We start from the raw sequence: 24,755 nt of genomic DNA on the forward strand, positions 1-24,755 counted from the left end.
CACCTGACCGGCTGGCCGAGGACCGAGAAGGCGGTGTCGTTGAGCCAGTTCACGAGGCGTCCTTGGCCGAGGTGGCGGAAGTGGCGGCGGGGGCGGCGGAACTCGAAGGAGTGGCAAGGGCGGTGGGCAGGGTGCGGGTGTCGAGCAGCCGCTCCACGTACTTCGCGAGGACGTCCACCTCAAGGTTGACCGGGTCACCGACACCCTTGGTCCCGAGGGTGGTGAGGGCGAGGGTGGCCGGGATGAGGCTGACGGTGAAGCTGTCGAGGGCGGCTTCCACCACGGTGAGGCTGACGCCGTCCACGGTGATCGAGCCCTTCTCGACCAGGTAGCGGGTGATGCTCTGCGGCAGCGAGAAGCGCAGCACCTCCCAGCGCAGCCTCCCCTCGGCGTCGAGTTCGCCCGGCTCGCGACCGAGCAGGGTGCCGGTGGCGTCGACATGGCCCTGGACGAGGTGTCCGCCGAGCCGGTCGCCGAGTGCCATGGCCCGCTCCAGGTTGACCCTGGAGCCGGGGCGCAGCGCGCCGAGGCTGGAGCGGTGCAGCGTCTCGGCCATCACATCGGCACTGAACTCTCCGCTGTCGGAGGCCAGTTGATCGGGGGTGTCGACCACGGTGAGGCAGACGCCGTTGACCGCGATGGAGTCGCCGTGCCGGGCACCGGAACAGACCACCGGGCCGCGCAGACGGATACGCGAGGAGTCGCCGAACTCCTCGATGGAGACGACCTCGCCGAGCTCTTCGATGATGCCGGTGAACACCCGGGTTCTCCTCGCGCTTGGGGCGCGGACTCCGGGGGCGGCATGGGAGATGACACGGACAGCAAGGTTCAGGGGCACTCGGAGGAGGGACCTCCGGCGTCGGCTTTCGACCGGCCGTACGGAGCTCTCCCGGTACACCTTCCACGGCTCTTCGGGAAAGCCGTGGCACTGCTTGTCCGCCCGCGCACGCCTCCCATCCGGACTTTAACCGTCGGTCCAGGAATTTCACCTGGTCAACCGGCCGCTGGCTGCGGACGGGTCGCGGACTGTAACCGCCGGTTCGGATTTTCACCGACCCCGGAGTGCGCTGAACGTCACTGCTACTGCCGTCATTCTGCCATGCCCTCCGGCGAACGAGGAGGGGGCGTTGCTGTGGCCTGATTCACTCTGTCACGTCGGCCGCCACGGGAATACCGCGAGGGTCGGCGGCAGAGCGGGCCCCGAGACCCGCACGGCGCGCAACTGGCCCACGCGGGCGGAGAACTGACCGCCGGCTGCGGGACGGTGGGCGGCGCCGATGCAGCAGGTGCGCCCCGGACCGGGCCGTCGCCGGTCAAGCGCACCCGATCGTCAACCGGCCTGACCCCCACGAGAGTTGACGTACGAAGCCGCCGACCCGGACAGGAAGGCGACCGCCTCGGCGACCTCTTCGGGATTGCACAGCCCGTGGAGCGGGTAGACGAGCAGGTTGCGAGCCCGGCCGGCCTCGCCCTGCCGGCGATGCGCAGGGCGGTCGACGGCCACGGAGCCGGGCTCGACCAGCACCGGCCGGCCCGGAGCCGCCGGAAGGGCTCCCCCGCCGACGAGCACACTTTATTTCTTGCGGAAACTATCGGGGCACAGCAGCGAGACGCCTCCCGCCCCTGCCCGAAGATGCCTCTGGCGTCGGACCGCGCGCGGGCGCACTCTGGTGGTATTCACAGCCCCGGACGGCCTGCCCGGAGCCACCGACCAGCGGAGGTGTGAGGGTGATGGCCACCTTCATCGACATCCACCACGGCATGACCGGCATCACGGCCGATCAGCTCGCGGCCGCGCACCGGGCCGACCTCGCGATCGAGGCCGAGGAGCACGTGCACTTCAAGCAGGCCTGGGCCGACCCCGAGTCCGGAACGGTGTACTGCCTCTCCGAAGCCCCCTCGAAGGAAGCCGTCCAGCGCATCCACGAGCGCGCCGGGCACCTTGCCGACGAGATCCACCACGTGCCGATCACGGTCTGACCCGGCCGCCCGGGACCGCGACGGAAACATCCTGTCCACGGAGTGGGCACTCGGCTAGATTGCCCCTACGTGACCACAACACCGCTGGCTTCCGGCCGGCTCTTCGACGCCATGAACGCCACCGCCCTGCGCGACACGGCGGCGCTGCGCGAGGTCTACGAGCAGCCGGGCGAGCACGCGCGCCGCAAACAGGTGGACCATCTCCACGAGAGCGCCCAGCAGGTGATCGGCTGCTCCCCCCTGGTGTTCATGGCCAGCGCCGGAGCGGACGCCCGGGCCGATGTGACACCCAGGGGCGGCCCGCCCGGCTTCGTCTCGGTCCTGGACGCGCACACCCTCGCCGTCCCGGACGCGACCGGCAACAAGCGGCTGGACAGCCTGCACAACATCATCGAGACCGGGCAGGTCGGCCTGCTCTTCGTCATACCGGGACGCGACACCACCCTTCGGGTCAACGGACGCGCCTGCGTCACCACCGATCCGCAACTGCTGGAGCAGCTGACCGCCGTCGGCAAGCCGCCGCGCAGTGCCGTCGTGGTCGGGGTCGAGGAGGTCTACGGACACTGCCCGAAGGCGTTCCTGCGCGGTGGCGCCTGGAAGCCCGAGAGGTGGCCGGCCGCCGACGCCGCCCCGAGCTCCGCCCAGGTCACCCTCTCCCATCTGCGCGACCCCTCGCTGACCGTCGAGATGATCGAGCAGTCCGAGCGCGAGGCCCTGCTCTACCGCTACGAGTGACCCGGGTGACGGCCCGGGCCCTGCGATGCCCGCGAGGTCCGGGCCGTCGCCGATGCCGGATGCATCGTCATGCACCACCCCCCGCTGCGGCGTTCGGGCATCGGCCCAGTCGTGACGCCCCGGAGCATCAGCAGGTCACAGGAGTGCCGAACGGCTTCCCACAGGCCGGTCTCCTTGGCCGATCCCGAGACGTGAGCCGGTCAACATTCTGTTAACTCTTCCTCTCCGCAGGCCTCGCACCCCCGCGAAAACCCAGCTGCACACACACTCTGACCTGGGATGATTACACCCCGTCCCTGGGGAACCGCATTCGGTACCGGAAATCGACCGCTTGCCTCCGGCTCGGTCAGGCGTACTGTTCCGATCCGGGAGCAGCGCACGAACCAATACCGCCCGAACCAGGCGGTATTGGCGCGCGGGACGACGTTCTCGGGGGTACGGATGCAGGCTGCGGAGCAGGTGTCGGAAAGGGCGCCCTCAGGGCAAGCCCGTGGGCCACAGACCACGACGCCGCGCGGCCGCCGACGCCCGCGCCCCGCCGCGACGGCCTCGACCAGGTCCGCCTCCCCCACAAGCGGCGTACCGACCTGATCCAGCGTGCCGACCCCGCTCGTCCCGACAGCCGATCCAGCCTTCTCCGCAGCCGATCCAGCGCCGGACCGGCCCGGCCCTCCACCGAGAAAGCGAAGTGACGCCATGAACCTCTCACCCCGGGAGATCGACAAGCTGCACGTCTACGTGGTCGCCGACCTGGCCCGACGCCGTCGGGACCGGGGCACCAAGCTCAACTACAGCGAGGCCGCCGCGCTCATCACCGAGGCCGTGCTGGAAGCCGCCCGCGACGGCCACACCGTGGCCGAGTGCATGGAGCTCGGCCGCAAGGTCGTCACCTCCGACGAGGTCATGCCGGGTGTGCGGGAGATGCTCTCGGTGCTCCAGGTCGAGACCGCCTTCGTCGACGGGACGAAGCTGGTCACCTGTCACGACCCGATCCACGTCTGACCCCGGCCTCGGCCGCCGACCCGAACTGCCGCGCCTGCAACACCGAGGAGTCAAGCAAGATGTCTGGGGGAGCAAAGTACCTCTACGGCGACGATCCCATCGAGATCAACGCCGGCCGGGCCAGGACGACGCTCACCGTGGCCAACACCGGTGACCGGGCCGTCCAGATCGGCTCGCACTACCACTTCTTCGAGGCCAACCGCGCCCTGCGCTTCGACCGCGAGGCCGCGTACGGCATGCACCTGGACATCCCCTCCGGTACCGCCGTGCGCTTCGAACCCGGTGACACCCGCGAGGTCGGCCTGTGCGCCTTCGGCGGCACCCGCCGTCTGGTCGGCTTCGCCGGACTCGTCGACGGCGGGCTGAGCGCCCCCGACACCCGGCGCGCGGCGCTGCGCCGCGCCGACGAGCTGGGCTTCGAGAACGAGCCGCACACCGAGAACAAGGGGGCCGACGCCTGATGGCGCTCCTGCCGCGCAAGCAGTACACCGACCTGTTCGGCCCCACCGTCGGCGACCGGTTCCACCTCGCCGACACCAACCTGATCGTCGAGGTCGAGCACGACCACAACGCCGGCTCCTACGGCGACGAGGCCGTCTACGGCGGTGGCAAGGCCATCCGCGACGGCATGGCCCAGGACCCCGCCGCGCTCAGCCGCGAGGGCGCGCTCGACCTGGTCGTCACCAACGTCGTGGTGATGGACCCGATCCTCGGCATCGTCAAGGGCGACATCGGCGTCAAGGGCGGCCTGATCGTGGGCGTGGGCAAGGCCGGGAACCCGCACCTGCAGAACGGTGTCGACCCCGGGCTGGTGATCGGCCCCGGCACCGAGGTGATCTCCGGCGAGCACCTGATCGCCACCGCGGGCGGTGTGGACACCCATATCCACTTCATCTCGCCGCAGCAGGCCCAGGAGGGCCTCTCCAACGGGATCACCACCTTCTTCGGCGGTGGCACCGGACCGACCGACGGCACCAACGGCACCACCTGCACCCCCGGACCGTGGAACATCCACCGGATGCTGGAGGCCGTCGAGGACCTGCCGGTCAACGTCGGTCTGCTCGGCAAGGGCAACGGCAGCCTGCCCGAGGCACTGCGCGAGCAGGTCGAAGCGGGCGTCGCCGGGCTGAAGGTGCACGAGGACTGGGGATCCACCCCCGCCGTGATCGACAACGCGCTGCGGGTCGCCGACGAGTACGACGTCCAACTCGCCATCCACACCGACACCTTGAACGAGGGCGGCTTCTTCGAGGACACCCTCTCGGCGATCGACGGCCGCACCATCCACACCTTCCACACCGAGGGTGCGGGCGGCGGCCACGCCCCCGACATCATGAGGGTCGCGGGCGAGGCCAACGTACTGCCCTCCTCGACCAACCCGACCCTGCCCTACACCATCAACTCGGTGGACGAGCTGCTCGACATGGTGATGGTCTGCCACCACCTCTCCCGGGACATCCCCGAGGACGTCTCCTTCGCCGACAGCCGGGTGCGCGCCGAGACCATCGCGGCCGAGACGGTGCTGCACGACCTCGGTGTGATCAGCATCTTCTCCTCCGACTCCCAGGCCATGGGCCGGGTCGGCGAGACCTTCGCCCGTGCCTTCCAGACGGCGCACCACTGCAAGGAGATGCGCGGCGCACTCGCCGAGGACAGCTCGCGCAACGACAACGCGCGGGTACTCCGCTACCTGGCGAAGCTCACCATCAACCCGGCCATCGCGGTCGGCGCCGCCGATGTGATCGGCTCGCTGGAGCCCGGCAAGCTCGCCGACATCGTGCTGTGGCCGATCCACTCCTTCGGCGCCAAACCCAAGCTGATCATCAAGGGCGGCATGGTCAACTGGGCGCTGATGGGCGACCCCAACGCCTCCCTGCCCACCCCGCAGCCGGTGTACTACCGTCCGATGTTCGGCTCGTTCGGCCGGGCCCGGCAGCGGACCTCGGTCACCTTCATGTCGCAGGCGTCCATCGCGGCGGGCGTCCCCGGCGAGCTGGGGCTCCAGCGGCGGATCGAGCCGGTGCAGCGCTGCCGGACGGTCGGCAAGCAGCACATGGTCCGCAACGACGCGCTGCCGCGCATCGAGGTGGACCCGGAGACGTACAAGGTCACCCTGGACGGCGAGCCCGCCACCATCGAACCGGCCGAGCGCCTGCCGCTCAACCAGCTCTTCTACATCGTCTGACGCCCTGTTCCCCGTCCGACGCCCTGTTCGACCCACCGCCAACCGTCAGGACCTCCGGCGTGAACGACCCGATGCCGATCCCGGCGCTGCTGACCGGGCTCCAACTCACCGACTCGGCCTTCCCCAGCGGCTACTACACCCTCTCCCACGGTCTGGAGGGCTTCCAACAGGCGCGCGCGGTCACCTGGCGCACCCTGCCCACCCTCCTGCACGACCTGCTGCGCCACAGCGCCGGCCCCGCCGACGCGACCGCCCTCGTCCTCGCTCACCGCGCGGTGAGCGCGGGCGACTGGGCCCGGGTGGTTGCCGTGGAGCGGCGGCTGTACGCCGGCAAGCTGGGCCGCGAGGCCCGGCAGGCCGCCGTCCGCACCGGGCGGCAACTGCTCGACCTGGCCGACGAGGTCTACGGCACGCCGGAGATCGGGCGCTACCGGGAGCTGTACCAGGACAGGCGGGTCCACGGCTGCCAGCCGGTGGTCGCCGCCGCCGTCCACGCCGGCAACGGTGTGACGGCGCGGCAGGCGGTCACCTGCGAGCTGTTCGCCTTCGCGGCCAGCTTCGTGGGGGCCGCCCTCCGGCTGCGGCTGACCGACCACCGCCGCGCACAGGTCGTCCTGCACGGAGCCGCCCCGGTGATCGAGGAGACCGTCGAGGCCGCGCTGCGGCGCGAGTTGGCCGACCTGGGCGGCTGCACACCGATGGCGGACGTCATGGCGGGCCGCCACGAGCGCGCCGAGGCCCGCCTGTTCGCCAGCTGAACACCTTCATCGGCCGAACAACCCCCACTCCCCCGAGGATTGCCATGCACGACCCCACGCAGGTCCGCGGTTCCCGCCACCACCACGACCACGACGACGAGTTCTCCCGTCGCCCCGAGGACGGCGTACTGCGAGTGGGCATCGCAGGTCCGGTCGGCTCCGGGAAGACCGCGCTGATCGAGGCGCTCGTCCCGGTCCTGATCGGACGCGGCCGCACGCCCGCCGTCATCACCAACGACATCTACACCTCCGAGGACGCCGCCCACGTCCGGCGCACCCTCGACGGCGTCCTGGCCCCGGACCGGATCGTCGGCGTGGAGACCGGCGCCTGCCCGCACACCGCCGTACGCGACGACCCGACCATGAACCAGGCCGCCGCCGACGAACTGCTGGAGCGCTTCCCCGGCATCGACACCCTGCTCTTCGAGAGCGGCGGCGACAACCTCACCCTCACCTTCAGCCCGGCCCTGGTCGACCTCTTCCTGTTCGTCCTGGACACCGCCGAGGGCGACAAGATGCCGCGCAAGCGGGGCCCCGGCATCACCGAGTGCGAACTGCTCGTCATCAACAAGATCGACATCGCCCAGTACGTCCGCTGCGACCTCGGCGTGATGGAGTCGGACGCCCGCACGGTCCGCGAGGGACGCCCGGTCGTACTGACCAACTCCCTTACCGGGCAGGGCCTCGACACCATCGCCGACTTCCTGCTCGCCCACGAGGCCGCCTCCCCGGCCGCCCTGACCGCTCCGGCTGCCCCGGCTGCCCCGGCTGCCCCGACCCCTTCGGTGGCCACCGTATGACCACGGCGCCCGCGCGGCTGGACCCCGCGCACTACGAACCCCCACGGGTACCGGGCCGGATGCTCGAACTCACCGGCAACGCCGACACCCTGGCCGCCGGGCGCCCCGGCAAGGTCGGCCTGCTCGAACTGCGCTACGCCCGCATCGGCGAGCGCACCGAGCTGGTCGACCGCTACCAGAAGTCCCCACTGCAGATCATGCGGCCGCTCTACATCGACCCGCTGCGGCCCGACCTGCCGGTGACGTACCTGATGTCCACCGGCGGCGGCATCGTCCAGGCCGACCGCAACCGGATCGACATCGACTGCGGCCCCGACACCGCCGTGCACCTGACCACCCAGGCCGCCACCAAGGTGCACCGGATGGAGTTCGACCACGCCACCCAGCTCGTCAACCTCAGGGCCGGACCAAGAAGTTACGTCGAGTACCTGCCCGACCCGCTGATCCCCTACCGCGACTCGCGCCTGTACCAACGCACCCAGGCCACCGTCGACCCGAGCGCCACCGTCCTCCTCGGCGAGACCATCTCCGCCGGGCGGCTGGCCATGGGCGAGCGCAACGCCTACCGGATGCTCTACAGCGACCTGGAGATCCAGCGCCCCGACGGCGAGCTCCTCGCCGTGGACACCGTCCGCCTCGAACCCGCCTCCGCCGAACCGGGCAGCACCCACTCCGTCACCGGCCCCGCCGTCCTCGGCGGACACGACCTGGTGTCCACCCTCTTCGCCGTCACCCCCCTCGCCCCGGCCGCCCAAGTCGCCGACACCCTGTACGAGGCACTCCGCCCCACGGGCCTGATCTTCGGCGTCAGCACCCTCCCCGAGGACTGCGGAGCCTGGGTCCGCGTCATGTCCGACGACTCCCCCGCCCTCACCCGCGCCATGCGCACCGCATGGGACGCCCTGCGCCGCCTCCTGATCGGCACCCCGGCCCCGGACCTGCGCAAGAGCTGACGGGTCCGGCGGCACAAGGGCCCGTCAACTCGTCTGCCAGCCTCGGGGGTCGACGCCGCCGGGGATCGGAGCGCTCGGGTCGTAGGGTGCACGCGTCAGCACGAAACTGCCGATGTCGAGGTGGCTCACCGTGCCGTCCGCCGCTCGGACCACTCGGAGCGTCTCGCCCGCGTAGTAGCCGTCCAGACCGGTCCAGGTTCCGTCCGCCTCGGCCCGGAAGCGGGCACCTCGGCCCGCTCCGCCGATCGGTCCGAGTTCCAGCGCGCGGTCGGCGCGCAGGCGCAGGACGTGCGCCGATGGCCCCCAGTACCAGGGGCCGGTCAGCGCAAGAAGCTCCGGATCAGCTTCGGGCAGCGGGCGCCAGGGCTCCGGGAATCGCGGTTCGTGCTCGGCGACGATCCTGATCAGGTCCGCGGCGATCGTGGCGGTCGGTGTCCCGGAGGTCGCATTGGCCAGCACGACGGCGGCTACGTCGTCCGCCTCGCTCACCCAGAGCGCGGCCAGGAAGCCCGGCATCGAGCCGGTGTGGCCGTACAGTACGCGGCCGTCCTGCCGCCGCAGTTGCAGGCCGAGCCCGTACGCGGCGGTCCACTCCGCACCATCGGGCTCCGACGCAGGCCTACGCATCTCGGCGATGCTGCCGGGGCCCAGTACCTTCTCGTCACCGGCGGCCAGGAACGCGGCCCAGCGGGACAGGTCCGCGGCCGTCGACCAGAGCTGGCCGGCCGGCGCCATCACCCCCGTGTCCTCCAGCGGCTCCGGCAGCATGACATCGGCCCACGGGTGCACCGCGAACCCTCCGGCGTGCGGCGCCCGGGGCAACAGCGTGGTCCGGGTCAGGCCGAGCGGCTCCAGCACCTCCCGGCGCAGCACATCTCCCCACGGCTCCCCGCGCAGCCGCTCGACCAGCGCGCCCAGCAGCGCGAACCCAGGGTTGGAGTAGTGGAACCGGCTCCCCGCCGGGTGGCGTACCGGCTGCTCGCCGAGCACATCCGCGAGCTCGGGCCGCAGAGCTCCCGTGGTCCGCTCCCACCAGGGCCCCGGCGTCTCGGAGGCGAGCCCCGAGGTGTGGGCGAGGAGCTGAGCGATCGTCAGCCGCCCGGCCGGGGTGCCGGGCACGTGCTGTTCCAGCGGGTCGGTCAGCTCCAGCGCCCCCTCGTCCCGCAGGCGCATGACCAGCACCGCGACGAAGCTCTTGGTGAGCGAGCCGATCCGGTACTGCACATCGTCGTCCGGGCGGTGATCGTCGATCATGCTCCGGCCGTCGGTCCAGACCATGTGCCCGCCCCGGACCACCGCGCCCACCAGCGACGGCGTCCGCCCGTCCGCCTGCCCCACAGCCAGCCTGTGCAGCAGAGCGCGGCGAGTGCCGGTGAGCAACTCCTCAGGCGGAAAGGCCATCTGACTCCTCGATCCTGTTCGCGTCCGACCCGGACCGCCAGACCCTACCCCGGCCTTCGTCGGGCTCGCTCCCCTTTTAGCCGGGGCCCCCCGGCGTCGAGGGCCACGGGTCTGGCATGCCCACGATTTGGGTGATATTGCCCGCAGTCGCCCTCCGGATCCCCGATCCCGCTCGGGAATCCCCTCGGGAGGATGACCACGACGGCCCGAACCCGGCTGGTGCACGGCGGAGCCGTCGCCACGCCGAACCGCCGCCCAGCCCGTCGCCGAACAGCCGCAACCAGCACAACGACCGGCCCCGGCCGACCGATCGGCTACCCGTATGTGGGGGGGCGCTGCGGCCAGCCGGGAGGGGAGTCCTCCCAGTCTTCCTGCCGGCCGTACGGGGTGAGGTCGAGGATGCTGTTGACGAAGACGAGCCGGTCCACGCCACGGGAGACGGTGTTGTACGTCCGGCGGAAGGGCAGTCACCCCGCCGGCCGGCCTCGCGCAGCGAAGCGGCGCGGCACCGCCGGATCGGCCGCAGGCCGATGGGCGAGCAAGGCCGGATGAGTGAACACCCGTCCCGGCGGAGGGTGCTGGTGATCTGCACGGGCAATCACTGCCGGTCCCCGATCGCCGCGCTGATCATCGCCGAGCGCTCCGGCGGCACGCTCGACGCGCGCCCGGCAGGCACCAGAGACCGGCACCCTGTTCCGCTCGCGGAATCCGCTCCGCTGAACGGGCTTCAGGCTCCTCCTCACGCGTGGGAGGTGAAGCACGGCGCCACACCTCCCGGAGCTGACGCCTTGCGAGGATCGCTGGAACCCGAACGTGAGGTCGCCGGTCAGACCGTGCCGAACTCGCCGTTCGCGGTGGCAGCGGCGAAGGTCGCCCACGCCTCGGTGGAGAAGTGGAGTTGCGGGCCCTCGGGGTCCTTCGAGTCACGGACGGGCACGACGCCGTGGGTCGCGGCGAACGCGGGGGCGAACTCGATGCACGCGCCACCGTTGTTGCTGTAGGAGCTCTTGTGCCAAATGGTGCTGGTCAGATCAACGGCTTGATTCATGCTCAAGTCCTTCCCTGCCAAACAGATTGACTCCCAAGGGCGTTGCTGTGGCCGATGGTAGCCCCGGCGCTCCGCTGCGTCGAGAAGACCCCGCTGCGCCAAGAGAGGCGGAGCGGGGCCGTGGTATGGAACAGCGAGGGTCAGACCGCGCCGAACTCGCCGTTCGCGGTCGCGGCGGCGAAGGCTGCCCACGCCTCCGTGGAGAAGTGGAGCTGCGGGCCCTCGGGGTCCTTCGAGTCACGGACGGGCACAACGCCGTGGGTCGCGGCGAACGCGGGGGCGAACTCGATGCACTGCCCACCTCCGCTGCTGTAGGAGCTTTTGTGCCAATCGACACCGGTCAGATCAACGGCTTGGGTCATGTTCAACATCCTTCCGTACCGCGCGGATCAGCTCCAGAGACGTCGCCCCTGAGCAGGCTTCAACCTGCAGCCGATCGTAGTCCCTGCTCCACCGCGTCACCGTCTCGCCATCCCTGTCCAGATAGCCGCGTTGCAAGGTCTCCGTGTACCCGAGCACGGTCCGATCGGAAAGGGTCAGCAACGTGACCGGCATGGTGAATGGGATGCGCTCGCCCATGTCGAACGGTGCGACCTGAATGACGACGTTCGGCCGTTGGGCCAGGTCTTCAAGGTGAGCGAGCTGAGCCGCCATGGTGGCCGAGCCTCCATGTATACGGCGTAGGACACTTTCGTCCAGGACTGCGAAGAGAAGCGGTGCGGGGCTGCGCGCCAGGAGTTGCTGTCGTGCCTGGCGGAACGCTAGCCGTTCGTCGGCCTGAGCCTGCGTAATGGTCCCGCGCCTGACGGCAGCTGTCTCCAGCGCGGTTGCGTAGTCCACGGTTTGGAGCAGGCCCGGCACAACGCCAAGTTCAAAGAGCCTTATCTCTACCGCTTTAGCCTCGTGCCCAGCAAACTCAGGGAAGCCTTCGATGAGCGCGCTGTGCCCAAGGTGCCACCACATGAGAGACAGCGTGCCACCGGTCTCCAGAGCGGCGTCAGCGGCCTCGGCGAACTTGCGTGTTGGGGGGCGCTCGGCTCGCTCCACGTAGGACACGTAGGAATCCGAGTAGTTGATCAGCTTCCCAAGCATGCCCTGGGTGATCCCCTTCGCCTTGCGTGACCTGCGCAGCTGCGTGCCGAACGCGGCCATGGGTGATGACGCTGGGTCAAGATCCTTTTGGTACACGGCGGTTCCCTAGAATCCACAAATCTCACTGTCAAGTTGAAATCCTTCCGATCGTAGGCGCTCGTGCCGATGCTTGTAGCAGAAAGCGACGGAAAGGAGCCGTACGGTGACGACGCAACGCGCACGCCACTACGGGAAGTCGGTCCGAGGTCCAGCCGCAGGCAGGCCGGAGCGCCGGCGTTCGCTGATGCAGCGCCTGTTGTCCGCGAGGCTGGCGAACGCTGTGGCTGCGGAGGCGGACCTGGCGAACGCCCTCGCGCTCGCGGGGATTTCACTGCCCGGCCTGGCGGCGGATCGCCAACGCGGCTGGCTGACGGGCACGTTCCTGGTGGATCTCGGTGCGGCTCACCCCGATGCGGTGTCACGCCTTGCCGAGGTCGTGCGACGCGGGGCCGAGGTTGAGTCGGCGGAGCGACGGGCGGCGCCCAGATGAACGGGAACACGCCCCCGGTCTGCCCCCGTACCGAATGCGGTCGGGCGATCGAGTGGGGAAGCGAACGGGCCGGGGACGGGGTGCGCGACTGGCGCTGTCCCTCGTGCGGCTCGTTCGGCTACACGCTCCCCTTCGCGTATGCGGCACGGCATCCGGCCGAGCCCGTCCTTCAACCGGTCGGCCGGCGAGCGAAGGTGGGGCGGTGAGCGCCGAGCCCGGGCCGGCAGGCCCGGGCGAGCAGCCGCCGGTCCCGACACCCTGCACGGCGCCCGTCGGCGGCTGGGACGACGGCGACCAGGCGGGTTTGCAGTACCTCGCGCCGGGTGAGCTGATGCGGCGCCCGGCGCTCACCCCGGAGGAGTGGACCGACCGGGAGCTGGACCCGCAGGAGTACGAGCGGCGTGCGGACCTCCTCCGACGGGTTCACGACGCCAACAGATCGACACAGCAATCGACTCAGCAAGGGACATATCCAGCATGACGGCACCAGCGCGGGGCCGCCCCCTGCCCGCCGAACGGCTTCCGGACGGCGATACCGACCACTGGCGGGACCGTGCCCGACGGAGCGTGGACGACCCCGAGGGCACCACGGGGAACGTGACAACAGAAGGATCACTTCACATGGCACAACTCACGGGCGACGAGCCCCGATCGGCCGATGCGGCGGTGGCCGTCCGGGAGCTGGGAACCGGTGGCCGGCCCTTGTCCGCGGAGTGCCGGCGGATCGCCGAGGCGATGGGGGCGGCCATGGGAGGAGGGGCGTGGGTCTTCCCGAAGAGCTCGGGCTGGCGGATCTACTGCCGGTACCGGGGGCCGGGTCCGGACAGGCAGCAGATGGCCGAGCTGAACGCGGCACTGGACGGCGCGTCCCGCTGGGGTTCGCGCTGCTCGTGGAACGAACACACCGTCCGGGCCACCGTCTGGGCCGAGGTCCCCGCCCCGGCCCGGACAGTGACCCCTGCGCGGACGCAACGGAGTTGACGGTGTGGCCGACCGGTCCGTGACGTGACTCAGCGACCCGAGGAATCCGTGTCGTCGTACTCGCTGGTGCCCGCGTCCAGCAGTGGGGTCTGCTGCTGCTTCATATGGGCCGGAGCCATCAGCCGCAGCACGTGGTAGCCGAGCAGGACGACCAGGGTGCCGAGGGCGATGCCGCTGAGCGAGAAGTTGTCGGTGAACTTCAGGGACACGTTCCCGATACCGATGATCACACCGGCCGCCACCGGGACGAGGTGCAGCGGGTTGGTCAGGTCCACTCGGTTGTGCACCCAGATCTGGGCGCCGAGCAGGCCGATCATGCCGTACAGGACGACGGTGATGCCGCCGAGCACCCCGCCGGGGATCGCGGCGACCACCGCGCCGAACTTCGGGCAGAGGCCGAAGAGGATCGCGAATCCGGCCGCGCACCAGTAGGCGGCGGTGGAGTAGACGCGGGTCGCGGCCATCACGCCGATGTTCTCGGCATAGGTGGTGGTGGCCGGGCCGCCGACGCTGGTGGAGATCATGGTCGCGGCGCCGTCCGCCATGATCGCCGTGCCCATTCGGTCGTCCAGCGGGTCGCCCGTCATCTCGCCGACCGCCTTGACGTGTCCGGCGTTCTCGGCGATCAGCGCGACCACCACGGGCAGGGCCACCAGCACCGCCGAGCCGGAGAAGCTGGGCGTGTGCAGGGTCGGCAGACCGATCCAGTCGGCATTTCCGACCGCGGAGAGGTCGAGCCGCCAGTGGTCCGTCACCACACCGGCCGCGTCGACGGCGTGGATCTTCCCGAGGATCCGGTCGAAGATCCAGGAGATCGCGTACCCGAAGATCAGGCCGAGGAAGGTGGCGATCCGCGACCAGAAGCCGCGCAGCACCACCAGGGCGAGACCGGTGAACAGCATGGTGAGCAGCGCGGTCCACTGGTCCTGCGGCCAGTACGTCCCGGCGGTGACTGGTGCGAGGTTGAATCCGATGAGCATAACTACCGCGCCCGTGACCACCGGTGGCAGCACGGCGTGGATCACCCGCGCACCGGCCGCCTGGATCACCGCGCCGCAGAGCGCCAGCACCGCGCCGACCACCAGCATGGCGCCCGTCAGGGTCGCGGCGTCGCCGCCCTGGGCCTTGATCACCGCGGCCACCCCGACGAAGGAGAGGCTGCTGCCGAGGTAGCTGGGAATCCGGCCGCCGGTGACCAGCAGGAAGAAGATCGTCGCGACCCCGGAGACCATCACGGCCAGGTTGGGGTCCAGACCCATGAGCACGGGTGCGACGAACGTCGCCCCGAACATGGCCACGACGTGCTGCGCGCCGAGCCCGACGGTACGTCCCCAGCTCAGCCGCTCGTCCGGCTTCACGACCGCACCGGGCGCGGGACTCCTTCCGTCGCCGTGCAGCTTCCAGCCGAAGCCCGCCATGGGTCACTCTCCTTGTCGGCAATGCCCATGCGGGCAGATGGGACTGTCAGCCGATCACACGACACCCGCCGATGCAAAGACTCCGCCGCCGTCCGAGCGAGCGCATCGCCACCGGCACCGGCACCGGCACCGGCACCGGCGGCAGCCGAGTTCTTGTGAATCGTCAACTTCCTTGCAGGAGAACGATTATCGGCGGATCTCTGCGAGGATGTCCGCCGCACCCTGGTCCAGGAGCTCGCCGGCCAGCGTCGTGCCCAGCTTCTCCGGCTCCTCGGACTGGCCGGAGAGCGTCCCGGAGACCCGGCGGCGGCCGTCCAGTGAGGTGACCTGGGCGTGCAGCGTCAGCATGCCGTCCGTCCCGGCGACCGCGTGGGCGCCCACCGGGACGCTGCACCCGCCGTGCAGTTCCGCCAGCAGCGCGCGCTCGGCCCGTACCGCAGCGTGCACGGCCATGTCCCCCACGCCCGCGAGAAGCTCCCGGATCGCCGCGTTGTCCTCGCGCACCTGGATGCCCAGCGCGCCCTGCCCCGGAGACGGCGGGAACAGGTCGAGCGGCAGTTCCTCGGCGATCTGGTCGTCCAGGCCCAGCCGCCGGACCCCGGCCGCCGCCAGGACCACGGCATGCAGGTTCATGGTCCTGATCTTCTGCAGCCGTGGCGGCACATTGCCCCGGATCGGGACGATCTCCAAGTCCGGCCGGACGTACTTCAGTTGAGCGATCCGCCGGGGCGCCCCCGTGCCCACCCTGGCGCCGTCGGGGAGGTCCGCGAGGGTGGAGCCGCAGAGGGCGTCCCTGACGTCGGCCCGCCCCGGCGGCGGCAGGAGGAGCAGTCCGGGCGGGCTGGCGGTCGGCAGGTCCTTCAGCGAGTGGACCACCACATCCACCTCGCCCCGGACCAGGGCCGCCTCCTGTTCACTGGAGAACGCGCTCCCGCCGCCGGCGGCGGATACCTCCGCCAGCGCCGCCGTGCGGTCGCGGTCGCCGCCCTCCAGGATCACCCGGTGCCTGAACTCGACATCCGGGAAAGCGGCCCGGACCGGCGCGAGGTACTCCCGCACCTGGGCCTTGGCCAGATGGCTCCCACGCGAGCCGACAACGAACCGGATCATGGCGACCAGCTCCCCGAATGACGATGCGTCAGATCTGTCGGCGGAATGCTACCCGCCCCACCACCTGCGCTTTCCCGACAAGCGGTCGGCACTCGGGCGGCGGAGCGGCCGAGTTGGTCGAGTCCCGAGACCGTGGCTGCGCGTTTCCGGCAGTCAGCCGGCTTGCTGCTCGCCGGGCGGGGCGGCGACGGCACAGGCTGACCTCGCGCCGGCGCATCGCAGACCCGGCCTTCGGCGCGTCACCGAAGCCCGACGAAGCGTCGTGATCACGATCCACGGCCGACTCCGCCAGTGCCCGGGCTCCGGCTCATACGTCGGGGAATCAGCACCCGCTCCGAACCGCACCAGGCACTGGGCGAGCCGCGTCGAGAGCGCCGCCATTCTCATGGAGTCCGTCGCCGCGCCGCCAACAGAGGACGTTCGAGCCGGCGTTGCCGAAGACGGTGGAGAACTTCTCGTCCTGCGGCCGCATCCGTAGGCCCATGGGAGACTCTCCCGGGCCGACGGTATCGCCGTACGCGGCGCGCCGCCGCTTCGCGAAGGGCTTGTCCGTCCAGAGCGGACGATAGAAGGAAAGGAGAGTACCCACTCCTTTCCACTCTCAACTTATAGCGCTCCGGGGGGCTTGCGGCAAGGCCCCGGTCGTGCCGCAGAATCGTCGGCCGAGGCCAGAATCTGCGGAGATGGGAGTCGTGTCCGCGTGATCCACGCGGGATCGTCGAGCCGGGGAAAGTGCCCGGCACCGGGCTGCACCGCCAACTCGGCATGCTCGAAGAGACGTGCACTGTGAATAGCGGTCATTCCGCCACCGCCCCCGATTGCTCGATCAATTGAGAGTCCTGAGTCAATGGAGCTAGCCTTGGTCCCTGCGTCATCGTCCTCGTCCGAACTCAATTCAGTTGTCAATGCCGGAGCCGGAAACGGGACGAACCCGGGCGACGACGGCGCTCGGCCCTCCGACGGCCGGCGGGCCAGAGAGCTGCGAGCGGAGAACGAGTACGTCAGCAAGCTGTACGACCGCCTCGAGACCCAGCGCAAACTCGCAACGACCCGGCTGCGCGAGATCCATCTCCAGGACAAGGGCGGAACGCTCCAGTCCCGCATGGAGCGCGACACGATGGAGATCCACCACACCCGCCGGCTGTCGGAACTGCACGCCGCCGAGTACGGGCTCTGCTTCGGCCGGATCGAAAGCGCCGACGGCGAGCGGCAGTACATCGGCCGGATCGCCCTGGCGGACGACGACCACGAGCCGGTCCTCACCGACTGGCGGGCGTCGGCCGCGGAGCCGTTCTACCGGGCGACGCCCGCCGTGCCCGGCGGTGTGGCGGGGCGACGGCACCTGCGGAGCAAGGGCCGGACCATCGTCGACTTCGACGACGACGCCTTCGGCGTGAGTGCCCTGGAGGGCCGGGACAGCTCCGAGCTCAGCGGGGAGACCGCCCTGCTCGCCTCACTGACGGCGGCCCGGACCGGGCGGATGGGCGACATCGTCTCCACCATCCAGGCCGAGCAGGACCGGGTCATCCGCTCCGAGCTCGGCGGCGTGCTGGTCGTGCAGGGCGGTCCGGGGACCGGCAAGACCGTGGTCGCCCTGCACCGCGCCGCGTACCTGCTCTACACCCACCGCGACCGGCTGGCCAAGCGCGGTGTGCTGGTCATCGGGCCGAACACGACGTTCCTTCGCTACATCGACCAGGTACTCCCCGCGCTCGGCGAGAGCGAGGTCGTGCTGAGCAGCATCGGCGCGCTCTACCCGGGCATGACTGCGACCGACACGGAGACGCCCGAGGCGGCCGCCGTCAAGGGCGACGCACGGATGGCGCGGGTACTCGCCGCCGCGCTGGACGGCCTCCGCCAACTGCCGGAGGAGTCATGGACCATCACCGTGGGCAGAAGGTCGCCCCGCCAGGAGGAGCTCCGGGTCGGCCGGGCCCTCTGCGAGCGGGCCCACGCCGCCGCGCACAAGACCGGCGAACCCCACAACCCGGCCCGAGCCGCCCTGGTCGAGCGGCTCTCCGCGGAGCTGGCCCTGCGGATCGCCAGGGACCGGGGCGGGGACATGGACCTGGACGACGTGGCGAACCTCGCCGACGCGCTCGTCGACGAGCCCGAGTTCCAGGCCCTGGCCGAGAAGCTGTGGCCGCTGCTGAGCCCGGAGCAGTTGCTCACGGCCCTGTTCGGCTCCCCGGAGCTGCTGGCGAGGGCCATGCCGGACTTCCCCGAGGCCGAACGCGCCGCTCTGCTGCGCGAACACCCGGGCCCGGATCAGGAGGCCACCCCCTGGACCACCGACGACGTTCCGCTGCTCGACGAGGCCGCCGAGCTGCTCGGCCCGCTTCCCGGCAGCACAGCATCCCGCCGGACCGAAGCCGCCGCCACGGCTGAGGAACTGGAGTTCGCGAAGGTCGTCCTCGAAGACTTCGGCGCGGGGCTGGTCGAGATCGACGCGGAGCTGCTGGCGAGCCAGTACCGCGGCGAGGTGGCGTTCCGACCCCTGGCCGAGCGCGCGGCCGAGGACCGGACCTGGGCCTTCGGGCACGTGATCGTGGACGAGGCGCAGGAACTGTCCCCCATGGCCTGGCGGCTTCTGACCCGCCGTTGCCCCGGCCGTTCCATGACGATCGTGGGCGACCTGGCGCAGACCGGCGCGCCGGCCGGGCTGAGCTCCTGGAGTGAGGCGCTCGACGAGTACACGGCGGGACGCTGGCGTACGGTGGAACTCACCGTCAACTACCGGACCCCGGCCGAGATCATGCGGATCACCGAGGGCGTCCTGCGGGCGGTCGACCCTGCGCTCACCGCCCCCATCGCGGTGCGCAGCGGCGGGATCCGTCCGTGGAGCCTCCGGATCCCCGAGGGCGACCGGGGACCGGCGCTGCGCGCCGCCGTCGAGAAGGAGATCACGGCACTGGACGGCGGCAGGATGGCGGTCATCCACGCCCCGGCGTGGCCGGTCGAACTGATCGACCGGCTGGCCGAGTTGGACGGTGTCACCATCATTGACGACCCATCAGCACTGGACTCGCCCGTCGTTCTGATGACGGCCGCTCAGGCCAAGGGACTTGAGTTCGACGCGGTCCTCGTCGTGGAGCCCACGGAGATCATCGCGGCGCACACCCACGGCATGAACGACCTCTATGTCGCACTCACGCGCGCAACGAAGAGCCTCGGGGTCATCCACAGCCGGGAGCTGCCGGAGATGCTGGAGGGCCTGGACCCCCGCTGACCGGAGGGTGGGTGCGGGTCGGGAACAGACACGTCCCGCACCCTGAGGGATTTCAGGACCCTCGCGTGCAGCCTGTGCGTGCCGACGGTCGAGGCCGTGCCGCCGATCAGGGGCAAGCGCGGACGCCCGCGCCGGCACCCCGAGTTTGCGGCCCCGTCACTCCCGTCGGGGGCCCGAACCAGTGGTGCAGGGCTCCGCGCAACTGCTGGGCGGTGGTGCGGTGGGGTGCCGAGGGTGTTCCTGCCCAGGCGGCGTGTCCGTCCGGGCGGACGAGTATCGCGGATGCACCTGGCAGGCCGTCAGGCCGCGCCGACACCACTGTCACCCGGTCCGCCCACGGCTCGGCCGCCTCGCGCAGCGAGTCCGCCCCCGTGCTCTCGTCCACCAGCAGCGCTCCGCCGGCCGTGCGGGCCAGCAGCGGCAGCAGCCCGTCGCGTTTCAGCGGGATGTCCGGCACCATCCTTCCCTCCCAGGGATGGCCGGAGCCGTGGTGAACCGGATAGCGGGTGCCGACGCCGGTGATCGCCTCGGCCAGGTAACCGGCCGTCTCCTCGGCCTGCGCCAGCTCGGCGAGGATTTCGCGCACAGGTGCCAGCCGCTCGCCCTCCGCGGCGATCAGCATCTGCGCCCGGGTGTTGCGCAGCAGCCTGGCACCGGCCGCATGCCGCTCGGTGTGGTAGGTGTCCAGGAGGCTGTCGGGAGCCTGTCCGCGCGCCACCAGACCGAGCTTCCAGCCGAGATTCATCGCGTCGTCGATGGCCGCGTTGACGCCGATGGCACCGGCGGGGGGATGGATGTGAGCGGCGTCGCCCGCCAGCAGTACCCGGCCGTGTCGCAGCTTCTCGGCCAGCCGGGCTGCGTCCCCGAACCGGGTCAGCCAGTGGGCTTCGGCTATCTCCACATGCCGCCCCAGCGCCCGGTCCAGCACGTGCTGGAAGCGGGGCAGCGTCAGCGGCTCGTCCCGGTCGTCCGGCGGCTGAGGGTCGTCGGTGATCAGCCGCACGTAGCCGGGCCGCGGGATGGCGAACACCGTGCCGTTCGCGCCGGCCGTCACCCCGAACGGGATGGCCTGCGGGTCTGCCAGGACCACGTCCCCGAGCAGGGTGAAGCGGCGTGCGGGCGTGCCGGGGAAACCGATTCGGGCCAGCTTGCGCACCGTGCTGCGGCCGCCGTCGCAGCCGGCCAGCCAGCCTGCGCGCAGCAGCAGCCGCCCGTTCGGGGAGTCGACCTCGGCGCACACCCCACTGTCGTCCTGGCGCAGTCCGGTCAGGCGGTGACCGCGCAGGATGCGCACGCCCAGTTCCACGGCTCGTTCGGCGAGGATCTCCTCCACTCTGGTCTGCGCGATCCCGAGCACGTAGGGGTGTTCGGTGCGCATGGCGGCCAGGTTGAGCTGGGCCGCTCCGGCGAACGCGGTGGTCGGCACGGTGGGGCCTTCGGCGAGGAAGCGATTCGCCAGGCCGCGGCGGTCCAGCAGTTCCAGGCTGCGGGCGTTGAGGTTGAAGCCACGGCAGAAGCCGGGCGGGGCGGGGTGCCGCTCAAGCAGTACGGTGCGCACCTCGGCCAGCCCCAGCTCGCAGGCCAGCATCAGCCCGGCGGGCCCGGCTCCCACCACCAGGACGTCCGCGTCGCCGTACGGTGGGTCTGCCTGCGGCTCCGGTGCCGTGGACCACGAGGTGGTCGGTGGGCCGCCGGGTATCGGCGCGTCGGGCGAGGGCTGCTCAGCCCATGCTGTCGCGTGCGCAGGTGAGTCAGGCATCGGGGGCCTCCGGCCATTCCAGGGTGCCCTGCTCGATCTCATCGGCGGTGCGCAGTACCCACTGCAACTCCGCTTGCAGCATCGCCTGGGCGTACTCTGCTTCGATCACAAACAGCCGGGGCGCCTTGTGCTCCTCCCTGGCGGTCCGATAGGCCTGCTCGCCCTCGGCGATCCGCGCCTTCAAGGCCGCCGCCCGTTCGTGCAGCGCCTGCGCCGCCCGCTGCCGTCCCAGTACGCCCAGGTAGCTGACGGCGGACAGGAACTTCGGGTACTCCCGGGACGGTTCGCGGACAAGTTCGTCCAGCCACTCGGTGAAGCACCGCTGCCCCTCGCGGGTGTGCCGGTAGACGGTGCGCGTCGGACGGCCGCCCACCTGCTCGGTGTCGGCCGCCTCGATCCAGCCGTCTCGGGCCAGGGCCCGAACCGTGTCGTACAGCGACCCCGTGGTCAGTTTGAAAGCCACGTCCATCTGCCGCTCCCGGAGTGCGGTCGCCACGGCGTGGGGGTGCATGGGCTGCTCCAGCAGCAAGCCCAACACTGCTAGGGCCAAGGGGTTGGCCGGTCGTTTGGCAGTCATGTCACTCCACACTCGGGCTCGGGATCGAAAGCAGGCACTCGGATCCTACTACTCGGATCCGAGTATCGCTCCTACCCCCGTACGGCGCCCGCCTCATCCTCGTTGGAACAGGCTCCCTCCGGCCAGGTCCCGAGCGGATCGGCCGTCAGCCCCTGGGCCGACTGCGCCGTTGGCCCTGAGCCCCGTCCGTCCGGCCCCTTCGCCTCCGGCCCGCCCCTGATTCACCCCGTCCCCTCCGGACAGCTCCGGCAACGGCCGGGGTGAATCCGCCCGGCGCGGGTGCGCCGGCACGGCGCTCCCAACCGGTACGACCGTGGACCGGGCGCGTCACGACCCCTGTACGTGGCGCGCCGCGGCCCGGCTGACCCGTCGGCCGGGATCGGCGCGAAGAAGCTGCCGTCCATGTTCACCCCGGCCCGCACCCGGTCGTCGGTGGCCATGGTCGCGGCGGCGGCGTCGCCACCGATGGAGGCGGACAGGACGTCACCTCATGGGGTGACATGCCGTCATCTCACAGGAGTACAGGGGACATCAGGGGACACGGGGACCTCCGTCGCCCGGACGAGCGATCAGGCAGCTGCCGATCACCCGTCCGACCGACCGCTCCGCGCGGAAGGACAGGGCCGGTCGGCGGATAGCCCGCTCGGCGGATTCCGCGCGCCGCGGCCGGCTGGCAGGGTGATCACGGACGCGGGCGGACCGGGGAAGCACGCGCGGGGGCAGCGGACGGAGGTCGGACGGGCACGATGACAACCACCGAGATCCTGACGGTCGACCAGGTGGTCGACCGGATGCGCACACTGGCCGCGACGCTCCCCGCCGGGGACGGTGTCGAGATCTTCAACGCCATGTACCTGGAGGTCACCGAGCTGGTCCGGGCCAGGCTGGCGTCCGCCTACTTCGACGACCCGGTGGGCATGGCCAGGCTGGACACCGTCTTCGCCGCCCGCTACCTCGCGGCGGTCGACACCGCCGAGTCGGGCGGACAGCCCGCGGCCTGCTGGCGCCCGCTGTTCGAACTGCGCGGGAACCGAGGCGTCCACCCGCTCCAGTCCGCCCTGGCGGGAATGAACGCCCACATCGAGAACGACCTGCCGCTCTCCGTCCTGGACTGCTGCGACGCCCTCGGCAAGGAGCCCGGAGAGATCGAGGCCGACTACCACCGCATCAACGACCTGCTCGCCCAGGTCGAGTCCCAGGTGCGCGAGGAACTCCTGCCAGGTCCCGAGGCGCTGCGGATCGCCGACCCGCTGATGCATGTGATCGGGGTCTGGAGCATCGACCGCGCCCGGGACGCCGCCTGGGCCACCGTCCTCGGCCTCTGGGAGCTGCGGCGCACCCCGCTCGCCTACGACGCGGTCACGGCGGCGCTGTCCAGCTCGGTCGGCATGGTGAGCCGGGCGCTGCTCACCCCGCTGAACGGCGCCGGGTACTGAGCCTGCCACCGTCCTGACGCGGCAACGGCCGGCCCCCCGCTCACCACGGGAGACCGGCCGTTGCCGTACGACGCCTCGGCTGCCGGGGACCGGCCCGCCGTTACGCCCAGCTGGAGTGCAGCGGCTTGCCCTCGGCGTAGCCTGCCGCGCTCTGGATGCCCACGATCGCCTTCTCGTGGAACTCCTCCAGGCTGTTGGCACCCGCGTAGGTGCAGGAGCTGCGCACGCCCGCGACGATCGAGTCGATCAGGTCCTCGACGCCCGGACGGGCCGGGTCGATGAACATCCGCGAGTGCGAGATGCCCTCCTCGAAGAGCGCCTTGCGGGCCCGGTCGTAGCCGGACTCGCGCGCGGTCCTGTTGGTGACGGCGCGCGCGGAGGCCATACCGAAGCTCTCCTTGTACTGGCGGCCGTCGGCGGTGGTCTGCAGGTCGCCCGGGGACTCCAGGGTGCCGGCGAACCAGGAGCCGATCATCACGTTGGACGCACCGGCGGCGAGCGCCATGGCGACGTCGCGCGGGTGGCGGACGCCACCGTCGGCCCAGACGTGCTTGCCGAGCTCACGGGCGGCGGCGGCGCACTCCAGGACGGCCGAGAACTGCGGGCGGCCGACGCCGGTCATCATGCGGGTGGTGCACATCGCGCCCGGGCCGACACCGACCTTGAGGATGTCCGCACCGGCCTCGACCAGGTCGCGGACGCCGGCGGCGGAGACCACGTTGCCCGCCACGATCGGGACCTGCGGGTCGAGCCCGCGCACCGCGCGCAGCGCGTTGATCATCGTCTCCTGGTGGCCGTGCGCGGTGTCCACCACGAGCACGTCCGCACCGGCCTCGATCAGCGCCTTGGCCTTGCCGGCCACATCGCCGTTGATGCCGACGGTGGCGGCGATCCGCAGCTTCCCGTTGGCGTCGACGGCCGGGGTGTAGAGGGTGGCGCGCAGCGCGTTCTTACGGGTCAGGATGCCGACCAGCTCGCCCTCGGCGTCGACGACCGGCGCCAGCTTGCGGTGCCCCTCGTTCAGCTTCTCGAAGGCCGCGCGCGGGTCGATGCCCTCCTCCAGCAGCAGCAGGTCGCGGGACATCACCTCGGAGAGGCTGGTGAACCGGTCCACGCCCTGGCAGTCGCTCTCGGTGACGACGCCGACCGGCTTGCCGTCCTCGACCACGACCAGTGCGTTGTGCGCACGCTTGGGGAGCAGCGACAGCGCGTCCGCGACGGTGTCACCGGGGGCCAGGGTGAGGGCGGTGTCGTGCACCAGGTGGCGCTGCTTCACCCAGCCGATCACGTCGGCGATGACCTCGGTCGGGATGTCCTGCGGGATGGCCACCAGGCCACCGCGGCGCGCGACCGTCTCGGCCATCCGGCGGCCCGCGATGGCGGTCATGTTGGCGACGACCAGCGGGATGGTGGTCCCCGTCCCGTCGTTCGAGGAGAGGTCGACGCCCTGCCGGGAGCCCACGGCGGAGCGGCTGGGGACCATGAAGACGTCGTCGTACGTGAGGTCGTACGCGGGCTTGAGGTCGTTCAGGAAGCGCATGAATGGGGCTCTCTGGCTGGGAGAAGTTACACCTCGGGTGCGATTGCGGATGTCCCGCAAGGGCGCACTCGGGCGCCCCGCACCCAACCATCAATCCTTGCGGATACCCAGTCCGAAAGCCAGTTCATACGTGAGCATTGAAGATCCACACAACAGTGATCAACCGAATGACCGCCTGGACTGTAGGAAGCTCCAAATAAGCCCCCACCCGCCCACCAGGTT

General features: G+C 70.8%; 23 protein-coding genes, 1 pseudogene and 1 riboswitch. Of the genes and pseudogenes, 12 read left to right on the top strand and 12 right to left on the bottom strand.

All coding sequences use genetic code 11. The features are described from left to right. Positions 1 to 49 precede the first annotated feature (49 nt). On the bottom strand, positions 50 to 760 hold the full coding sequence (locus tag P3T39_RS08500) for a riboflavin synthase (RefSeq protein ID WP_280696744.1): 711 nt from the start codon (positions 758 to 760) through the stop codon (positions 50 to 52). A gap of 181 nt (positions 761 to 941) precedes the next feature. Then, positions 942 to 1,069: riboswitch (FMN riboswitch) on the bottom strand. Between the two features lie 261 nt (positions 1,070 to 1,330). Continuing rightward, the gene (locus tag P3T39_RS08505) at positions 1,331 to 1,570 is read right to left on the bottom strand and encodes a hypothetical protein (RefSeq protein ID WP_280696745.1); all 240 of its coding nucleotides are present in this window, start codon (positions 1,568 to 1,570) and stop codon (positions 1,331 to 1,333) included. Positions 1,571 to 1,731: 161 nt separating this feature from the next. On the opposite strand from P3T39_RS08505, the gene P3T39_RS08510 reads away from it, so the two are divergent. From P3T39_RS08510 to P3T39_RS08545, 8 genes are all read left to right on the top strand, one after another. After that, positions 1,732 to 1,980, top strand: a complete 249-nt coding sequence (locus tag P3T39_RS08510) for an SCO4226 family nickel-binding protein (RefSeq protein WP_280696746.1) — start codon at positions 1,732 to 1,734, stop codon at positions 1,978 to 1,980. Positions 1,981 to 2,091: 111 nt separating this feature from the next. Beyond that, complete coding sequence (locus P3T39_RS08515) at positions 2,092 to 2,715, top strand: MSMEG_1061 family FMN-dependent PPOX-type flavoprotein (protein WP_280696853.1); 624 nt, start codon at positions 2,092 to 2,094, stop codon at positions 2,713 to 2,715. A 696-nt stretch (positions 2,716 to 3,411) separates the two neighbouring features. Beyond that, the gene (locus P3T39_RS08520) at positions 3,412 to 3,717 is read left to right on the top strand and encodes an urease subunit gamma (protein ID WP_280696747.1); all 306 of its coding nucleotides are present in this window, start codon (positions 3,412 to 3,414) and stop codon (positions 3,715 to 3,717) included. A gap of 59 nt (positions 3,718 to 3,776) precedes the next feature. Then, on the top strand, positions 3,777 to 4,178 hold the full coding sequence (locus P3T39_RS08525) for an urease subunit beta (RefSeq protein ID WP_280696748.1): 402 nt from the start codon (positions 3,777 to 3,779) through the stop codon (positions 4,176 to 4,178). Beyond that, entirely contained in the window at positions 4,178 to 5,902 is a 1,725-nt protein-coding gene (ureC, locus tag P3T39_RS08530; RefSeq protein ID WP_280696749.1) for an urease subunit alpha, read from the top strand. Before P3T39_RS08525 ends, ureC begins: the two co-directional genes overlap by 1 nt. 71 nt (positions 5,903 to 5,973) lie before the next feature. After that, the gene (locus tag P3T39_RS08535; protein ID WP_280696854.1) at positions 5,974 to 6,660 is read left to right on the top strand and encodes an urease accessory UreF family protein; all 687 of its coding nucleotides are present in this window, start codon (positions 5,974 to 5,976) and stop codon (positions 6,658 to 6,660) included. A 44-nt stretch (positions 6,661 to 6,704) separates the two neighbouring features. Continuing rightward, the gene (gene ureG / locus P3T39_RS08540) at positions 6,705 to 7,460 is read left to right on the top strand and encodes an urease accessory protein UreG (RefSeq protein WP_280696750.1); all 756 of its coding nucleotides are present in this window, start codon (positions 6,705 to 6,707) and stop codon (positions 7,458 to 7,460) included. Between the two features lie 59 nt (positions 7,461 to 7,519). Continuing rightward, positions 7,520 to 8,413, top strand: a complete 894-nt coding sequence (locus P3T39_RS08545; RefSeq protein WP_280696855.1) for an urease accessory protein UreD — start codon at positions 7,520 to 7,522, stop codon at positions 8,411 to 8,413. A gap of 24 nt (positions 8,414 to 8,437) precedes the next feature. On the opposite strand, the gene P3T39_RS08550 is transcribed toward P3T39_RS08545, so the two are convergent. The 4 genes from P3T39_RS08550 to P3T39_RS08565 all read right to left on the bottom strand — a co-directional run bounded on the left by P3T39_RS08550 (position 8,438) and on the right by P3T39_RS08565 (position 12,014). After that, on the bottom strand, positions 8,438 to 9,814 hold the full coding sequence (locus tag P3T39_RS08550; protein ID WP_280696751.1) for a serine hydrolase domain-containing protein: 1,377 nt from the start codon (positions 9,812 to 9,814) through the stop codon (positions 8,438 to 8,440). Positions 9,815 to 10,640: 826 nt separating this feature from the next. Further along, positions 10,641 to 10,862 (bottom strand): DUF397 domain-containing protein, encoded by a 222-nt coding sequence (locus tag P3T39_RS08555; protein ID WP_280696752.1) that lies wholly within the window; start codon positions 10,860 to 10,862, stop codon positions 10,641 to 10,643. Between the two features lie 140 nt (positions 10,863 to 11,002). Further along, positions 11,003 to 11,224 (bottom strand): DUF397 domain-containing protein, encoded by a 222-nt coding sequence (locus tag P3T39_RS08560; protein WP_280696753.1) that lies wholly within the window; start codon positions 11,222 to 11,224, stop codon positions 11,003 to 11,005. Next, complete coding sequence (locus tag P3T39_RS08565; RefSeq protein ID WP_280696754.1) at positions 11,208 to 12,014, bottom strand: helix-turn-helix transcriptional regulator; 807 nt, start codon at positions 12,012 to 12,014, stop codon at positions 11,208 to 11,210. The genes P3T39_RS08560 and P3T39_RS08565 overlap by 17 nt, the downstream gene beginning before the upstream one ends. A gap of 142 nt (positions 12,015 to 12,156) precedes the next feature. Between P3T39_RS08565 and P3T39_RS08570 the strand changes: the two genes are divergently transcribed. Then, positions 12,157 to 12,483: a hypothetical protein gene (locus P3T39_RS08570; protein WP_280696755.1), complete on the top strand. Its 327-nt coding sequence runs from the start codon at positions 12,157 to 12,159 to the stop codon at positions 12,481 to 12,483. 621 nt (positions 12,484 to 13,104) lie between these two features. Beyond that, positions 13,105 to 13,464: a hypothetical protein gene (locus P3T39_RS08575; protein WP_280696756.1), complete on the top strand. Its 360-nt coding sequence runs from the start codon at positions 13,105 to 13,107 to the stop codon at positions 13,462 to 13,464. Positions 13,465 to 13,493: 29 nt separating this feature from the next. Here P3T39_RS08575 and P3T39_RS08580 read toward each other — a convergent pair whose 3' ends face one another. Both P3T39_RS08580 and hemC read right to left on the bottom strand, forming a co-directional pair. Beyond that, positions 13,494 to 14,882, bottom strand: coding sequence for a solute carrier family 23 protein (locus P3T39_RS08580; protein ID WP_280696757.1), 1,389 nt, complete (start codon positions 14,880 to 14,882; stop codon positions 13,494 to 13,496). 186 nt (positions 14,883 to 15,068) lie between these two features. Continuing rightward, positions 15,069 to 15,992: a hydroxymethylbilane synthase gene (hemC, locus tag P3T39_RS08585; RefSeq protein ID WP_280696758.1), complete on the bottom strand. Its 924-nt coding sequence runs from the start codon at positions 15,990 to 15,992 to the stop codon at positions 15,069 to 15,071. Positions 15,993 to 16,851: 859 nt separating this feature from the next. Between hemC and P3T39_RS08590 the strand changes: the two genes are divergently transcribed. Beyond that, positions 16,852 to 19,221 carry an ATP-binding domain-containing protein gene (locus P3T39_RS08590; protein ID WP_280696759.1) on the top strand — a complete coding sequence of 790 codons (2,370 nt, stop codon included), beginning with the start codon at positions 16,852 to 16,854 and terminating at the stop codon, positions 19,219 to 19,221. Positions 19,222 to 19,327: 106 nt separating this feature from the next. Here the strand turns inward: P3T39_RS08590 and P3T39_RS08595 are convergent, their stop codons facing one another. From P3T39_RS08595 to P3T39_RS08605, 3 genes and pseudogenes are all read right to left on the bottom strand, one after another. Further along, entirely contained in the window at positions 19,328 to 20,980 is a 1,653-nt protein-coding gene (locus P3T39_RS08595; protein WP_280696760.1) for an FAD-dependent monooxygenase, read from the bottom strand. Beyond that, on the bottom strand, positions 20,973 to 21,557 hold the full coding sequence (locus tag P3T39_RS08600; protein WP_280696761.1) for a PadR family transcriptional regulator: 585 nt from the start codon (positions 21,555 to 21,557) through the stop codon (positions 20,973 to 20,975). Before P3T39_RS08600 ends, P3T39_RS08595 begins: the two co-directional genes overlap by 8 nt. A 365-nt stretch (positions 21,558 to 21,922) precedes the next feature. Beyond that, positions 21,923 to 22,027, bottom strand: a pseudogene (locus P3T39_RS08605) (lipase); the annotation flags it as partial. 276 nt (positions 22,028 to 22,303) lie between these two features. Here P3T39_RS08605 and P3T39_RS08610 point away from each other — a divergent pair. Next, positions 22,304 to 22,993, top strand: a complete 690-nt coding sequence (locus P3T39_RS08610) for a DUF5995 family protein (RefSeq protein WP_280696762.1) — start codon at positions 22,304 to 22,306, stop codon at positions 22,991 to 22,993. Between the two features lie 100 nt (positions 22,994 to 23,093). On the opposite strand, the gene P3T39_RS08615 is transcribed toward P3T39_RS08610, so the two are convergent. Continuing rightward, the gene (locus tag P3T39_RS08615; protein WP_280696763.1) at positions 23,094 to 24,533 is read right to left on the bottom strand and encodes a GuaB1 family IMP dehydrogenase-related protein; all 1,440 of its coding nucleotides are present in this window, start codon (positions 24,531 to 24,533) and stop codon (positions 23,094 to 23,096) included. Positions 24,534 to 24,755 lie beyond the last annotated feature (222 nt).

Origin of the sequence: Kitasatospora sp. GP82 (assembly GCF_029892105.1) — a bacterium.
GTDB lineage: Bacteria > Actinomycetota > Actinomycetes > Streptomycetales > Streptomycetaceae > Kitasatospora.

Bases quoted from the DNA above. Each gene is read 5' to 3' on its own strand.
- P3T39_RS08595 (WP_280696760.1), bottom strand. From the start codon at position 20,980: ATGCCTGACTCACCTGCGCACGCGACAGCATGGGCTGAGCAGCCCTCG.
- P3T39_RS08545 (WP_280696855.1), top strand. From the start codon at position 7,520: ATGCTCGAACTCACCGGCAACGCCGACACCCTGGCCGCCGGGCGCCCC.
- P3T39_RS08520 (WP_280696747.1), top strand. From the start codon at position 3,412: ATGAACCTCTCACCCCGGGAGATCGACAAGCTGCACGTCTACGTGGTC.
- P3T39_RS08580 (WP_280696757.1), bottom strand. From the start codon at position 14,882: ATGGCGGGCTTCGGCTGGAAGCTGCACGGCGACGGAAGGAGTCCCGCG.
- P3T39_RS08615 (WP_280696763.1), bottom strand. From the start codon at position 24,533: ATGCGCTTCCTGAACGACCTCAAGCCCGCGTACGACCTCACGTACGAC.
- P3T39_RS08565 (WP_280696754.1), bottom strand. From the start codon at position 12,014: ATGGCCGCGTTCGGCACGCAGCTGCGCAGGTCACGCAAGGCGAAGGGG.
- P3T39_RS08510 (WP_280696746.1), top strand. From the start codon at position 1,732: ATGGCCACCTTCATCGACATCCACCACGGCATGACCGGCATCACGGCC.
- P3T39_RS08560 (WP_280696753.1), bottom strand. From the start codon at position 11,224: ATGACCCAAGCCGTTGATCTGACCGGTGTCGATTGGCACAAAAGCTCC.
- P3T39_RS08610 (WP_280696762.1), top strand. From the start codon at position 22,304: ATGACAACCACCGAGATCCTGACGGTCGACCAGGTGGTCGACCGGATG.
- P3T39_RS08535 (WP_280696854.1), top strand. From the start codon at position 5,974: ATGCCGATCCCGGCGCTGCTGACCGGGCTCCAACTCACCGACTCGGCC.
- P3T39_RS08555 (WP_280696752.1), bottom strand. From the start codon at position 10,862: ATGAATCAAGCCGTTGATCTGACCAGCACCATTTGGCACAAGAGCTCC.
- ureG (WP_280696750.1), top strand. From the start codon at position 6,705: ATGCACGACCCCACGCAGGTCCGCGGTTCCCGCCACCACCACGACCAC.
- ureC (WP_280696749.1), top strand. From the start codon at position 4,178: ATGGCGCTCCTGCCGCGCAAGCAGTACACCGACCTGTTCGGCCCCACC.
- hemC (WP_280696758.1), bottom strand. From the start codon at position 15,992: ATGATCCGGTTCGTTGTCGGCTCGCGTGGGAGCCATCTGGCCAAGGCC.
- P3T39_RS08600 (WP_280696761.1), bottom strand. From the start codon at position 21,557: ATGACTGCCAAACGACCGGCCAACCCCTTGGCCCTAGCAGTGTTGGGC.
- P3T39_RS08515 (WP_280696853.1), top strand. From the start codon at position 2,092: ATGAACGCCACCGCCCTGCGCGACACGGCGGCGCTGCGCGAGGTCTAC.
- P3T39_RS08525 (WP_280696748.1), top strand. From the start codon at position 3,777: ATGTCTGGGGGAGCAAAGTACCTCTACGGCGACGATCCCATCGAGATC.
- P3T39_RS08575 (WP_280696756.1), top strand. From the start codon at position 13,105: ATGGCACAACTCACGGGCGACGAGCCCCGATCGGCCGATGCGGCGGTG.
- P3T39_RS08550 (WP_280696751.1), bottom strand. From the start codon at position 9,814: ATGGCCTTTCCGCCTGAGGAGTTGCTCACCGGCACTCGCCGCGCTCTG.